The 13,842-nt window shown below is 70.3% G+C and carries 12 protein-coding genes; 7 read left to right on the forward strand and 5 right to left on the reverse strand.

Annotation, left to right across the window (positions count from 1 at the left end; translation table 11 throughout):
• The first annotated feature begins 245 nt into the window (after positions 1-245).
• Positions 246-893: a class I SAM-dependent methyltransferase gene (locus AMYBE_RS0111055; RefSeq protein ID WP_020659439.1), complete on the forward strand. Its 648-nt coding sequence runs from the start codon at positions 246-248 to the stop codon at positions 891-893.
• A gap of 402 nt (positions 894-1,295) precedes the next feature.
• Here the strand turns inward: AMYBE_RS0111055 and AMYBE_RS0111060 are convergent, their stop codons facing one another.
• Positions 1,296-2,600, reverse strand: a complete 1,305-nt coding sequence (locus tag AMYBE_RS0111060; protein WP_020659440.1) for a M20/M25/M40 family metallo-hydrolase — start codon at positions 2,598-2,600, stop codon at positions 1,296-1,298.
• Positions 2,593-3,420 carry a M55 family metallopeptidase gene (locus AMYBE_RS0111065; RefSeq protein WP_020659441.1) on the reverse strand — a complete coding sequence of 276 codons (828 nt, stop codon included), beginning with the start codon at positions 3,418-3,420 and terminating at the stop codon, positions 2,593-2,595. The genes AMYBE_RS0111060 and AMYBE_RS0111065 overlap by 8 nt, the downstream gene beginning before the upstream one ends.
• A gap of 140 nt (positions 3,421-3,560) precedes the next feature.
• On the opposite strand from AMYBE_RS0111065, the gene AMYBE_RS0111070 reads away from it, so the two are divergent.
• The 5 genes from AMYBE_RS0111070 to mptB all read left to right on the forward strand — a co-directional run bounded on the left by AMYBE_RS0111070 (position 3,561) and on the right by mptB (position 10,714).
• Positions 3,561-5,381, forward strand: a complete 1,821-nt coding sequence (locus AMYBE_RS0111070) for an ABC transporter substrate-binding protein (RefSeq protein ID WP_020659442.1) — start codon at positions 3,561-3,563, stop codon at positions 5,379-5,381.
• A gap of 97 nt (positions 5,382-5,478) precedes the next feature.
• Positions 5,479-6,507, forward strand: a complete 1,029-nt coding sequence (locus AMYBE_RS0111075) for an ABC transporter permease (protein WP_020659443.1) — start codon at positions 5,479-5,481, stop codon at positions 6,505-6,507.
• The gene (locus AMYBE_RS0111080) at positions 6,504-7,421 is read left to right on the forward strand and encodes an ABC transporter permease (protein WP_020659444.1); all 918 of its coding nucleotides are present in this window, start codon (positions 6,504-6,506) and stop codon (positions 7,419-7,421) included. The genes AMYBE_RS0111075 and AMYBE_RS0111080 overlap by 4 nt, the downstream gene beginning before the upstream one ends.
• The gene (gene nikE, locus AMYBE_RS0111085) at positions 7,418-9,073 is read left to right on the forward strand and encodes a nickel ABC transporter ATP-binding protein NikE (protein WP_020659445.1); all 1,656 of its coding nucleotides are present in this window, start codon (positions 7,418-7,420) and stop codon (positions 9,071-9,073) included. Before AMYBE_RS0111080 ends, nikE begins: the two co-directional genes overlap by 4 nt.
• Before the next feature lie 90 nt (positions 9,074-9,163).
• Positions 9,164-10,714 (forward strand): polyprenol phosphomannose-dependent alpha 1,6 mannosyltransferase MptB, encoded by a 1,551-nt coding sequence (mptB, locus tag AMYBE_RS0111090; RefSeq protein WP_020659446.1) that lies wholly within the window; start codon positions 9,164-9,166, stop codon positions 10,712-10,714.
• Positions 10,715-10,769: 55 nt separating this feature from the next.
• Here mptB and AMYBE_RS0111095 read toward each other — a convergent pair whose 3' ends face one another.
• Both AMYBE_RS0111095 and AMYBE_RS0111100 read right to left on the reverse strand, forming a co-directional pair.
• The gene (locus AMYBE_RS0111095; RefSeq protein WP_020659447.1) at positions 10,770-11,612 is read right to left on the reverse strand and encodes a hypothetical protein; all 843 of its coding nucleotides are present in this window, start codon (positions 11,610-11,612) and stop codon (positions 10,770-10,772) included.
• Positions 11,613-11,790: 178 nt separating this feature from the next.
• Positions 11,791-12,471: an SDR family oxidoreductase gene (locus tag AMYBE_RS0111100; protein ID WP_020659448.1), complete on the reverse strand. Its 681-nt coding sequence runs from the start codon at positions 12,469-12,471 to the stop codon at positions 11,791-11,793.
• 55 nt (positions 12,472-12,526) lie between these two features.
• On the opposite strand from AMYBE_RS0111100, the gene AMYBE_RS0111105 reads away from it, so the two are divergent.
• Complete coding sequence (locus AMYBE_RS0111105; RefSeq protein WP_020659449.1) at positions 12,527-12,898, forward strand: winged helix-turn-helix transcriptional regulator; 372 nt, start codon at positions 12,527-12,529, stop codon at positions 12,896-12,898.
• A 3-nt stretch (positions 12,899-12,901) separates the two neighbouring features.
• Here AMYBE_RS0111105 and AMYBE_RS0111110 read toward each other — a convergent pair whose 3' ends face one another.
• On the reverse strand, positions 12,902-13,771 hold the full coding sequence (locus AMYBE_RS0111110; RefSeq protein ID WP_245573181.1) for an alpha/beta fold hydrolase: 870 nt from the start codon (positions 13,769-13,771) through the stop codon (positions 12,902-12,904).
• Between the last annotated feature and the right edge of the window lie 71 nt (positions 13,772-13,842).

Consider the following 13,842-nt stretch of genomic DNA (forward strand, 5'->3'; position numbering starts at 1 on the left):
CCGACTGTCCGTGAAGGGCCCCATCAAGGAATCCAAGTCCGTGAAGGACCCCTTGAGGGAATCCAAGTCCGGCGAGGGGCCCCTCACGGGCGGCCGGGAGCGGAGCCACGGCCGACCCGCCACTGCCGGTAGGGACCCGGGCGCGCGGGAACCGGTAAGGACTCGGGCGCGTGGGATGGCGGAAGCTTCTCCGCTCCGGCCAGTCGAGCACCCCCGCGCCCCGGCCCGGGAGGTATAACAGAACCATGTCGACCGATCCCGACGAGGAGGCCCGCCGCCGGGCCGAAATCGCTCTTGCCGACGGTGATCCCACCGGATGGTTCGAACCTCTGTACGCGGCGGCGGAAGCCGGCGAGGCAGTCGTTCCCTGGTTCCGCGGCGAGCCGTCGCCGGAGCTGGTCGCCTGGGTCGCCGAGCGGCCGGGCCACGGCAAACGCGCGCTGGTCGTGGGATGCGGGATGGCCGACGACGCCGAACTGCTCGCCGCGGCGGGATACGAAACGTCCGCGTTCGACGTGTCGCCCAGCGCGATCAAGGCGGTGCTCAACCGCTTTCCGGACACCGAGGTCTCCTACCGCACCGCGGACCTGCTCGCCCCGCCGGCCGAGTTCCACTACGCGTTCGACCTGGTCGTGGAGATCATGACCGTCCAGTCGATGCCCAAGGACGTGCACGACCCGGCCATCGCCTCGGTCTCCGGCTTCCTCGCTCCCGGGGGGACCCTGATCGTCGGCGCGGTCGCCGAGGAATCCATCGATCTGGACACCTGGGCCGGTCCGCCCTGGCCGCTGAACAAGGCCGAAGTCGAATCGTTCGCCCGAGACGGCGTCACTGTCGCTTCGCTGGACCGCGTGCGCGACGGCGCCCGCTGGTGGGCGGAATTCACCCGCTGACGTCCGACGACCGGGCCCCAGCCAGGCGCGAACGCCAAGCAGGCAGTCCGCAGAAAGACCGGGCCCCGTGGGACATCAGCCGCCCGCAGCCGGCGTTCGAGGAACTGGCCGCCGAGGGCGGATTCCGCGACGCGGTGCTCGACGCTGGATGCGGGACCGGGGAGAACGCACTGCACGTCGCCGCCCTCGGCTGGCCCGTGGTGGGCGACCTCGCGAAAGCCCGGGAGCGCGAGCTGGCCGCCGAGTTCACAGTGGACGACGCGCTCCGGCTGTCCACCGTGGACGGTCCGTTCGACGCGGTACGCTGCGCCGGACGGGCTCCCCGCCTGGCTCGTGACAGCGGAGCGCGTGACGGCTTCGTGAGTGGTCCGGACCGCCGGTCCGGACCACTCGCCAACCGCCTCAGCAAGACTCCAGGAACCGCTTCACCACTCGTTCGCCGAACCTCAGCCCGTCCACCGGCACGCGCTCGTCCACGCCGTGCGCCATGGCCCGGTACGGGAAGCCCTCCGGCAGCGCCAGCGGCGCGAACCCGTAGCACGCCATCCCGAGCTGGGTGAACGCCTTCGCGTCCGTGCCGCCGCCCATGCAGTACGGCACCACCACCGCCTCCGGATCCTCCGCGCGCAGCGCCGCCGCCATCGCGTCGAACCACGGAGAATCGACCGGCGCCTGCACTGCCGGCTGATGCGCCACGAATTCCCGCGTCACACCCTCGCCCAGCAGCGAATCCAGCACCGAGAACAGCTCGGTCTCAGCCCCGGGCAGCACCCGGACGTCGACTTGCGCGGTCGCGGTGGACGGGATCACGTTCACCTTGTACCCGGCGTCCAGCATCGTCGGCGTCGTGCTGTTGCGCACGGTCGGCACCACCAGCGACCCGGCCGGCCCCAGCGCGGCCACCGTCGCGTCGACGGCGTCTCCGGACGAAAGATCGACCGGCACGCCGAGCGCGGCGCCGGTGCGTTCCAGGAACGCCTGCACGGTCGGCGTCAGCTGCACCGGCCACCGGTGTTCGGCGATCCGCTGCAGCGCCCCAACCAGCCGGATCACCGCGTTCTCGTCGTTCGGCCGCGAACCGTGCCCGGCTCGCCCGCGCGCGGTCAGCCGCAAGTGCGCGGTCCCGCGCTCGGCCGTGCCGACCGGGTAGAGCCGCACTTTCCGGCCGTCTGCGGCGGGAACGTGATAGCGGTAGCCGCCGGACTCGCTGATCGCCGCGGCGCAGCCATCGAAGAGCTCCGGATGGTTCTCGACCAGCCAGTGCGCGCCGTAGTCGCCGCGGTCCTCCTCGTCGGCCACGAACGCCAGCACCAGATCGCGGCGCGGCCGCAGCCCGGACGCGACCGACGCCAGCACCATCGCGCAGAAGTCCTTCATGTCGACCGCGCCGCGGCCCCACAGGAACCCGTCGCGCACCTCGCCCGAAAACGGCGGTACAGACCAATCCGCCGCGTCGGCCGGCACCACGTCCAAGTGGCCCTGTACGAGCAGCGCGGGCAGCGCCCGGTCCGCACCCGGGATCCGCGCGATCACGTTCGCCCGGCCCGGCGCGGACTCGAGGAGCTGCGCGGAAACCCCGTGCCGGCCAAGGAATTCCGCCACGTACTCGGCGGCGTCGCGTTCCCCCTCGGACTGTCCGTTGCCGTGGTTGGTGGTGTCGAACCGGATCAGGTCCGCGCACAGCGAAACGACGTCGACCTCAGCCATAGATGCCTTGCACCGCCCCCGCCGCGATGGCCGTGACCACCTTGAACGCCTTCATCGCTTCGGTCATGCTCGACGCCTCGAACGCGACCCGGCGCGTCCCGGTCTGCTCCACCGTCGGCACCACCGCGGTCGCCTGCGCGAGATGACTGGCGTCGAACTCGACCTCGATCCGGTGCCGCCCCGGCGTCCGTTCCACCCGCCCGGCACGGGACATCGCGTCCCGGGCACCGGCCTCCAGCAGCCGCGCGGTGCGCGCCGGCGGCAGGCAGATCGCGGCGTACCGGCTCACGCATTCCTTGACCTGCACCAATTCCGCGTCCGGCGCGTAGTCCCGGGCGTCCTCGCAGGTCTGGTCGTCACCGCTGACCAGCAGCACCGGCACGCCGTACTCGCCGGCCATCGCCGCGTTCAGCCTGCCCTCGCTGGCAGGGACGTCGTCCAGCCACACGCCGGTGATCTGGTTCTCCAGGTACGTGTGCGACAGGACGCCGTCGAAACCGGCGCCGGCGTGGTAGCCGAGGAACACCACGCCGTCCACGCCGGAGTCGATGCCCTGCATCATCGAGAGCGGCTTGTGCCGCCCGGTCAGCATCCGCGCGCGCTCGTCGAGGTCCTCCAGCAGCAGGTTGCGCTGCGACGAGTGCGCCTCGTTGACCAGCACGTCGGTCGCTCCGGCCGCGTACAGGCCGGCCAGCGCCGCGTTGACGTCGCCGGTGAACATCCGCCGGAACCGCTGCCACTGCGGGCTCCCGGGCACGACGTCGTCGGTCCAGGTAACCCCAGTTGCGCCTTCCATGTCGGCCGAGATCAGGATCCGCATGCGGCGCACTCTAGTGATCGGCGCCCGGTCGATAACGATCGGCACGGCGGGCCGGTCAGATATTGCGCGGTTCCCGTCGTATGTGGTTACTTTTCGTCTCTGGGGTCGGGGATGGACGATGGGGTGATTCTCAAGTGCGGATGAAGCACGTACGACGCGGGTTCGGTCGCGTATTCAGCGCCGCGATGGCGGGAACATTGGCGATTCTGCCGTTGGCGGCCACGGCGGCCGCGCAGGAGCCGGCCAAGCCGAAGGTGCTGCGGGTCGCGCTCACCACTGGTATCGACCACTTGAACCCGTTCACCGCCAGCCTGGTCGCCTCGACCCAGGTCGGCCGGTTCATCTACGAGTTCCTCACCATCCCGTCGCAGGACAAGGCCGTCGCGGCGCCCGCGCTCGCGGAGTCCTGGTCGACCTCGCCGGACAAGCTGACCTGGACCTTCAAGATCCGCAAGGGCGCGAAGTGGTCCGACGGGCAGCCGGTCACCGCCAAGGACGCCGCCTACACCTTCAACCGGATGCTCACCGACGAGACCGCGCGCACCGCGAACGGCAACTACGTCTCCAGCTTCCAGTCGGTCAGCGCGCCGGACGACACCACGCTGGTCATCAAGACCAAAACCGTCCAGGCCACCATGCAGCTGCTCGACGTCCCGATCGTGCCCGAGCACGTGTGGTCGCAGATCAAGGACCTCAACGACCCGAAGTCCGACAGCCTCCCGGTGGTCGGCGTCGACGACGGGCCGTTCACCATCACCGACTACAAGCAGAACGAGTACGTCAAGTTCAAGGCCAACAAGGACTACTGGCGCGGCGCGCCCAAGGTCGACGAGCTGCAGCTGCTGGTGTTCAAGGACGTCGAAGCCGCGGTGAACGCCCTCAAACAGGGCGAGGTCGACGTGATCAACCGGCTCACCCCGACGCAGTTCGACGCGCTCAAGGGCCAGCCGAACATCGCGCAGAACAAGGCGCCCGGCCGCCGCTACAACTCGATCAACCTGAACTTCGGCGTCGAGAACAACGAGAACAAGCCGATCGGCAACGGCAACCCGGTGCTCAAGGACCTGCGGGTGCGCAAGGCGATCGCGCAGGCCATCGACATCAAGACGATCGTGGACAAGGTCGCCGGCGGCTACGCCCAGCCCGGCACCGGCGTGGTGCCCGCGGTCTATTCGGACTACCACTGGGAGCCCTCGCCCGCCGAGGCACGCCCGTTCGACCTCGCCGCGGCCAATGCCGCGCTGGACGCGGCCGGCTATCCGAAGGGCCAGGACGGCATCCGCACCGCTCCCGGCGGCGCACGCCTCGAGCTGCGCCTCGCCGGCCACGCCAACCGCGCCAACGACCAGCGTCTCGCCCAGTACGTGACCGGCTGGCTGCACGACATCGGCATCTCGGTGAAGCAGGAACTCGTCTCCGACGACGAGCTCAACGACCGCACCAACGCCGGCAACTACGACCTCGCCATCTCCGGCTACGGCACCAGCCCGGACCCGGACTACGCGCTGTCGCTGCACACCTGCGCCTCGCGGCCGAACGCCCAGGGCAAGGGCGGTACTTCCGACAGCTTCTTCTGCGACGCGGAATACGACGCGCTCTACGCCAAGCAGCTCGCCGAGACCGACCCGGCGGTCCGCGCCGGGTACGTCAAGCAGGCGCAGGCCCGGATGTACAGCCAGGTCCCGAACATCGTTTTCGACTACGACAACGTGCTCGAGGCGTACCGGACCGACAAGTTCTCCGAGTTCGGCAAGCAGCCGCAACCGGAAGGCCAGATCCTCGAGCAGACCGGCTACTGGGGCGTGTACGGCGCGGTCCCGGCCGACAGCGCGGCCGCGTCCGGCGACAGCGGCTTCGGCGCGAACGTATGGATCATCGTCGGCGCCGTGGTGGTCGTCGCGCTGGTCGGCGGCGGCGTCGCACTCTCGCGCCGCGGCAAGTCCGCGGACGACCGGGAGTGAACCGGATGTCCGGCCAGCGAGCCGTGAAGGGAACCTTCACGGACTCTGAGTCCCTCAATGTTCCCTTCACGGCACGTCGTCCGCCGGAGGCAGGCAGATGAGCCAAGCCCTCGCCACCGACCAAGCCGCGGCGCTCGCCGATCCCGACGAACGCCGCGGCGGGACCGGGACGCCGCGGTTCGTCCTGACGAAGATCGCCGAAGCGGTCGCCAGCATCCTGCTGGTGATCGTCCTCGGGTTCTTCCTCTTCCGGATGCTGCCCGGCGACCCGATCGCGTTCATGGCCCGCGACCGGCCCACCGACCCGGGCCAGATCGCCGAGCTGCGCGCCCGGCTCGGCATCGACAAGCCGATGCTCGCCCAGTTCGGCAACTACTTCCTGGGCTTGTTCCAGGGCGACTTCGGCGAGTCCTACATCGAGCGCCGCCCGGTGCTCGACATGATCGGCGAACGCCTCTGGCCGACCGTCCTGCTCGTCGGCAGCGCCACGATCCTGGCCGTCGCGTTGGGACTGTGGCTCGGCATCCGCGCCGCCTGGAAGCGCGACAGCTTCTTCGACCGCGCGCAGACCGGCATCGCGTTGACCCTGTGGTCGGTCCCGCAGTTCTGGCTCGGGCTGCTGCTGCTCGTCGCGACCAACGGCCTGTTCCCCAGCCGAGGCATGCACTCCCCGGACGCCGGACCCGGATTCTTCGCACAGGGCCTGGACGTGCTGCACCACCTGATCCTGCCGTGCCTCACGCTGCTCGCGGTCTTCTACGCGCAGTACATGCTGGTGATGCGCTCGTCGCTGCTGGGGGAGATGAACGCCGACTACCTCACCACCGCCCGCGCCAAGGGACTGCGCGACGACCTGGTCCGCCGCCGGCACGCGGTCCCGAACGCGCTGCTGCCCGCAGTGACGCTGGTCTTCATGCAGTTCGGCGCGGTCGTCGCGGGCGCGGTCACCGTCGAGGCGGTGTTCAGCTGGCCCGGACTGGGCCAGCTCACCTACGACGCGCTGCACGGCCCGGATCTGCCGGTGCTGCAAGGGGTGTTCGTCGTCCTCGCGAGCGCCGTGGTCCTGATGAACATGTTCGCGGAGCTGCTCTACCGCGTGCTCGACCCTAGGGTGCGTACCGCATGACCGCCGCCGGAACCACCGCCGAAAGCCCCCGCGCGATCGCCTGGCGGCGCCGTCGCGCCGGGATCGTCCGCACCTGGCACGAATTCGCCGGCCAGAAAGCCGCGCTCGTCGGCTTCTGCCTGCTCGTGCTCACCGTGCTGGTCGCATTGGCGCTGCCGCTGATCAGCGACCAGAGCGGGCTCGACGTCACCAAGGTCACCGGGCGGCCGCTCAGCCCGCCGGACGGCCAGTTCTGGCTCGGCACCGACATCGACGGCCGCTCGGTGCTGCTGATGACGGTGTGGGGCACCCGGATCTCGCTGCTCGTCGGGTTCTGCGCGACCGTCCTCAGCGTGTTCATCGGCACCCTGATCGGCATCGCCGCCGCGCACTTCGGCGGCTGGGTGTCGGCGATCCTGCTGCGGTTCACCGACTTCTTCCTCGTGCTGCCGTCGCTGGTGCTGGCCATCGCACTGTCCGCCGTGCTGCCGCAAGGAATCTGGACGATCGTGCTCGCCATCGGCGTCACCGCCTGGCCGGGCACCGCGCGCCTGGTCCGCGCGCAGACCCTCACCATCGAAAGCCGGCCGTACATCGAACGCAGCCGCGCGCTCGGCGGCGGGCACCTGCACGTGATCGTCAGGCACGTGCTGCCCGGCGTCGCGCCGCTGGTGCTCGCCAACACCACCCTGGTGGTCGGCAACTCGGTGATCGCCGACGCCACGCTGTCGTTCCTCGGCGTCGGCGACCCGAACTCGATCTCCTGGGGCGCGATGCTGGAAACGGCGCTCAACAACGGCGCGGTCACCCGCGGCGCCTGGTGGAACCTGCTCCCGCCGGGCATCGCGATCGTGTGCGTCGTCCTGATGTTCACCCTCGTCGGACGCGGACTGGAGACGGTGCTGAACCCGCGGCTCAAAGGACGGCACTCGTGACCACCCCGCTGCTCGAACTGAAAAACCTCGGCGTCACCTACCTCACCGGCAGCGGCGACGTCCCCGCCGTGCGCGGCGTGGACCTGCGCCTGGACGCGGGCGGCACGCTCGGCGTCGCGGGGGAGTCCGGCTCCGGCAAATCCACCGTCGCGATGAGCATCCTGCGGCTGCTGCCGCGCAGCGCGCGGATCTCCGGCGAGATCCTGCTCGACGGCGAGAACGTCGAAGAGATGCGCTGGGGAAGGCTGCGCGCGGTCCGCTGGGCCGAGGCGTCGGTGGTGTTCCAGGGCGCGATGCACGCGCTCAACCCGGTCCGCCGCATCGGCGAGCAGATCGCCGAACCGATCCGGATCCACGCCCCGGCCGGCAACGCGCCGTCCGAAACGCAGGTCCAGGCCCGGGTCACGGAACTGCTGGAACAGGTCGACCTGCCGCGCTCGCGCGCGGACGCCTACCCGCACGAGCTGTCCGGCGGCCAGAAACAGCGCGTGATGATCGCGATGGCGCTGGCCTGCGAACCCCGGCTGGTGATCGCCGACGAACCGACCACCGCGCTCGACGTCATCGTGCAGGCCCAGGTGCTGTCCGTGCTGTCGAAACTGGTCGCCGAACGCGGCATCGGGCTGATGATGATCAGCCACGACCTGTCCGTGCTTGCCTCGACCTGCGAACGCATCGCGGTGATGTACGACGGGCAGCTTGTCGAGGAACGGCCCAGCGCCGAGCTGATGTCGGCGCCGGAACACGAGCACAGCCGCGCGCTGGCCGCGGCGTTCCCGACCGTCGGAGACCCGGCGTCGCGGTTCGCCCCTGCCACAACCACGCCGCTGCCGCCGGAACCGGAGGAACGCGCCGGGACGGGGCAGGCGCCGCTGCTCGCCGCGCACGACCTGCACGTCGCCTTCCGGGACCGCACCGGCAAGCGGATCCACGCCGTCAACGGGGTGGATCTGGAAGTCGCCCGGGACGAGATCGTCGCGCTCGTCGGCCAGTCCGGCTCCGGCAAAACCACCCTCGCCCGCACGCTGCTCGGCCTGCAGAAACACGACGCCGGCACGATCAGCTACGCGGGCAAGCCGCTGCCCTCGGGCGGAGCGGAGCTGCGCGCGTACCGGCGGCAGGTCCAGCTCGTCCTGCAGGACCCGACCAGCGCGCTCAACCCGGCGCACACCGTCTACGAAGCCGTCGCCGAAGGACCGCGCATCCACGGTCTGCCGGAAGAACGCGGCATCGTGCTCAAGGCACTGGAATCGGCCGAACTGCGCCCGCCGGAGAAATACCTCGACCGGCTGCCGCACGAGCTGTCCGGCGGCCAGCGCCAGCGCGTGGTCATCGCCGGCGCGCTCGCGCTCGGCCCGTCGCTGCTGCTCGCCGACGAGCCGGTGGCCTCGCTCGACGCGTCCGTCCGCGGCGAAATCCTCGCCCTGTTCCTGCGGCTGCGCCGCAACCTCGGCCTGTCCGCTCTGGTCATCACGCACGACCTCGGACTGGCCTGGAACATCGCCGACCGGGTCGCGGTGATGTACCGCGGCGAGCTCGTGGAAACCGGTACTGTCGAACAAGTCCTGCTGGACCCTCAGCACGAATACACGAAATCGCTGCTCGCCGCCCTCCCCGGCGGCACCGCGCAGCGCAGCGCCGCACCGCGCTGACCCCGACCGCGCTCCGGGCACGGGCCGACCGCCCGCGCCCGGAGCCCGCGCGGGGACAGCCGACTGCACCCGGTAATCTTCTGGATCGAAATGGCCACTACGACCGACACTGCGCAGCCGAACGCCGGCACTCTCGACCGGCCGTTCCTGACGCCTGCGCGCTTCCCGTACCGCACCATCGCGATGGGCACGGTCGGAAGCACCCTCCTCATGCTCGCCGCGCTCGGCGCGGGCGGCATCCTCATCCGCGACCCGGTCCTGGGCCACGGCCCGCTGTCCTGGATCCGCTACGGGCATGGCCGGGCGCTCGCCAACGCGGTCCTCTACACCGGCTTCGGCCTGGTGGTGTGGGCGTGGGTGCGGCTCGGCCGCTACGCGCTGGCCGGCCGGATCGGCAGCAAACCGATCCTGATCGCGGCGCTGTGCTGGATGGCGCCGCTGATCGTGTCGCCGCCGCTGTTCACCCGTGACGTCTTCTCCTACCTCGGCCAGGGCGCACAGCTGCTCTACGGGCTCGACCCGTACGCCAACGGCCCGGCCGAGCTCAACGCGCTGCCGAACGTCGTGCAGAACGTGCACCCGCTGTGGCAGACCACGCCCGCCCCGTACGGGCCGCTGTTCCTGCTGATCTCCAAGGGCATCGTGTCGGTCACCCAGGACGACATGATCGCCGGCGTCGTCCTCACCCGGCTGGTGCTGCTGGTCGGGCTCGGCATGACGCTTTGGGCGCTGCCCCGGCTGGTCAAGCACCTCGGCGGGAAGCTGCCGGTCGCGCTGTGGGTCGCGGTGGCCAGCCCGATGATGGTCATCCACCTCTTCGGCGGCCCGCACAACGACCTGATGATGCTCGGCTTCCTCGCCATCGGCGTGCTGGCCGCGCTCGAACGCAAGCACGCGGTCGCGGTCGTGCTCATCACCATCGGGATGCTGATCAAGCCCACCGCCGCGGTCGCGCTGCCGTTCACGGTCTGGATGTGGGCCGCGGACATGGCCGGCCCGTCCAAGACGAAGAACTTCTTCAAGGCGGGCGCCGCGTCCGTCGCCCTGTTCCTGCCGGTGTTCCTCCTGGGCACCTGGGTGTCGCTCGGCTCGCTCAACCTCGGCTGGTGGTCCGGTCTCAAGGCCCCGCAGCTGATCACGAACTGGCTGAACTTCCCCAGCGGCGTCGGCGAAGCGGTGTACAACCTCGTCCACCTGCTCGTCAACGTCCAGCCGTCGCCGTTCGTCACCGTCGCCCGCGCCATCGCGATGATCGGCCTGGTCGTCTTCGGCGTCCGCCAGTGGTGGCTGGCCCGCGAAGGCGGCAAGGAAGCGGTGTACCGCGCCGCGATCACGCTGCTGGCCGTCGCGATCCTGATGCCGCCGACCCTGCCCTGGTACCTCACGTGGGGCTTCGTGCTGATCTCCGCGTTCCCTTGGGAACGGCGCAACCTGTCGGTGATCGTCGGGGTCTCGGTGTTCGTGACCCTGGTGTACTACCCGACCGGCGAGCAGGCGCTCTACGACTGGTGGTTCATCGCGATCGTCGTCGTGGCCAGCCTCTACGCCGCCGCGTCGCTGTTGCGTCCGGACCCGCTCGGGCTGATCGCCGCCTGGCGGAAGAAGCCCAAGGACGAAGAGTTCCTGCCGGCCGCCGACTGACCGATCGACAACGGGCGGTGCTCCCCAGCCGGGGAGCACCGCCCGTTTTCCTTCGCTACTTCCGCGCCGCCTGGTAGTTCCGGAACATCAGGTAGGTGTCCAGGATGTCCGACGGCGTGCTCTCCACCGACCGGTAGATGCCCCACTTCGGACGGACGTAGTCGCCTTGGTCCGGCAACTTCACGCCGGTCTTGCGGCCCTGCGCGGCGATCGGCGCGCCGGCCCCGGTCCCGTTCCGGATCACGCAAGCCGCCGCACCCGAATCGCCCGGCGTGAGCGTCCACTCGACGGTGATCCACTTCTCTCGCAACGGCGCCAGCGGAGCCGACGCGATCGACGGCGAGCCCGGGTTCGCGTACGCCCGCGCCGAGATCATCTCCGTGCCGCCCTCGCGGATCAGGTCCAGCGTCACCCACGGGCCGTACGCGGCCGCGTCGCCGCCGCTGTTCCCGCTCGGGTTCTTCGTCTGGAAGATGTGCGTGAACCGGTTCGTCCCGTGCAGGCTCGCCGGCATGAACATCTCGTAGGAGATCGTCCAGGTCTCGCCGTTGTGCATCTTCAGCATCGTGCCGTTCTGCACCATGCCCTTGACCTCGGTCCGCTGCCGGTCGCCGCCGCCGGTGGAATCCCGGTCGTCGCGCCAGATGTTGAACCGGTAATGGTCTCCTTGCACGACCACGTACTTGCGGTCCGGGTGCAACCCTGCCCGGTCGGCTTCGACTCCCTCGAACGCCTTCAGCCCGTCCTTGTTCGGATCGGGATGCCACGCCAGGCTCGGTGCAGCGGGGCCGGCGGCGGCGAGCCGGGCGAGCGGCCCGGCCGCGAACGGCGCGGCGAGCGCCGCTCCGGCGAGCGTGCGCAGCGCTGTCCGGCGCGGGAAATCTGGGAATTCCGGCATCGCGGAGTGTCCTTTCCGGCAGGAGCGAAAGGGGCACATCGGTCGGCGGCGGCGGACCTCCGATGTCTGGGAGACCCAAGGTAGGAGTCTTTCCGAATCCAGGTCAAATGAACACCGCGGAGGAACACGATCTTGTCCATCGGTGCCCGGTTTCGGTTCCGGTCATCGGAGCACTGGGTCAGCGATGCCGGCAGCCGCCGTCGACGTGGACCGTCTCGCCGGTCACCCATCCCGCCCCGAGAAGCCACCAGGCGGCGTCGGCGACGTCGTCGAGCGTCCCGACCCGGCCGGCGAGCGATGCCGCGGCGGCCCGCTCGTACAAGGCGCTGCGCCGCTCCGCCGGAAGGCCGTCCCAGGCGCCGGAGTCGGTGATCCCCGGTGCGATCGCGTTGACCCGCAGCGGGGCGAGCTCGACGGCCAAATGCGTCACCAGCGCGGCCAGCGCAGCGTTCGCGGTGCCTTTCACGACGGTGCCGGGCTTGGGCTGCCAGCCCACGATGCCGGAGAAGAACAGGAACGACCCGCCGGCGGACATGCGCGGGGCGAAGTGCTTGGCCAGCAGCAGCGGGCCGACGACCTTGGCGGAGAAGGCCGCTTGGATCTTGTCGTGTTCCAGGTCGGGCACCGGCACGTCGTGGTGCGCCGAGGCGGTGGAGATCACGTGGTCCACCTCGCCGAGCGACTCCGCCGCTCGCGCGATGGTCGTCTCGTCGGTGACGTCGATCCGGAGCTCGGACCCGGACCGCGCCGCGACGAAGACCTCGGCGCCGGCCTGTTCGCCGCGCCGGGCGATCTCCGCGCCGATGCCGCGCGCGCCGCCGACGACCAGAATCCGCTTGCCTGTCAGTTTTTCGTTCATGACCAGGACGGTATAGATTTGCTACCGGTATCTTCAACGCTACCGGGAGGACCTCATGGGCAAGGCGTACAACGTGATGGCAGCGACCTGCCCGAGCCGCACCGTGCTGCACCGCATCGGAGCGCGCTGGACGGTATTCGCGGTCAACGCGCTGGAGCACGGTCCGATGCGATTCACCGAGCTCAAAGCGCACATCCGCGGGATCACCCCGAAAGCCCTCACCGAGACGCTGCGCGCGATGGAGACCGACGGCCTGGTCGCCCGCACCGACCGGGGCGGCAACCCGCCGCACGTCGAATACGCGTTGACCGAGCTGGGCCGCTCTCTGCTGATTCCGCTGCGCGCCGTCCGCCAGTGGGCCGAGACGCACGTCCCGGACATCCTCGCCGCGCGCGAACGAGCCGGCGCCGAGGCCGCCCTCGGCTGACGATTACGCCCGGCCCGCGACGTCGTTCTCGAGAAAGTCGACCAGCTGCGCGGAAAAGACGTCGTTGTCGTCCCCGGCCACCATGTGCCCGGCCGAGACCTCCTCGAACCGCGCGCCCGGCACCAGCCGGCGGAGGTCCTCGACGCTCTCGTCGGTCACGATGTCGGACTCGCTGCCGCGCACCAGCATCGTCGGCACCCGTACCGCACGCGCCGCGTCGGCCAGCCGGTCCTCGCCGATGTCGCGGCTCGGCTCGTCGCCGAAATCCAGGAATCGCGGGTCCCAATGCCAGTACCAGCGCCCGTCCGCGCGCTGCCGCACGTTCTTGCGCAGCCCGTCGAGACTGCGCGGCCGCCGCCGGTGCGGGTTGTACGCGTGGATCGCGTCCGCGACCTCCTCCAGCGACCCGAACCCGTTCGGCGCGCCCGCCATGAACGCGACGATCCGCTCGCGCCCGGCAGCCGAAATCCGCGGCGTCACGTCGACCAGCACCACCCCCGCCGCACACCCTGGCCGCTCCCCGGCCGCGGCGAGCGACGTCAGACCGCCGAGAGACGCGCCGACCAGCACCGGAACGTCGTCGAGCGCTTCGATGACCGCGTAGAGGTCGTCCACGAACGCGTCGAGCGAGTAGCCCTCGTCCGAAGCCCACTCGCTGTCGCCGTGCCCCCGGGCGTCGAGCGTGACCGCCGCCCAGCCGCTGCGCGCGACCCGTTCGGCGGCCCGGCCCCAGGAATGCCGGGTCTGTCCGCCGCCGTGCAGGAACAGCACCGTGCCCCGCCTGGCCGCCGACGGCTCCCAGCGGTCGCCGGCGAGCCGGACGCCCTTGCCTTGAAACGAAATCGAAGCCGGTCGGATGTCGCTCTCGGTCACCTGCACTCCGTTTCGTTCAGCGCTGTGTGCACTGTAATGGGGGAGTGGGGGGACGCACCGATCGGTCAGTC

It is taken from the genome of Amycolatopsis benzoatilytica AK 16/65 (genome assembly GCF_000383915.1).
Lineage (GTDB): Bacteria > Actinomycetota > Actinomycetes > Mycobacteriales > Pseudonocardiaceae > Amycolatopsis > Amycolatopsis benzoatilytica.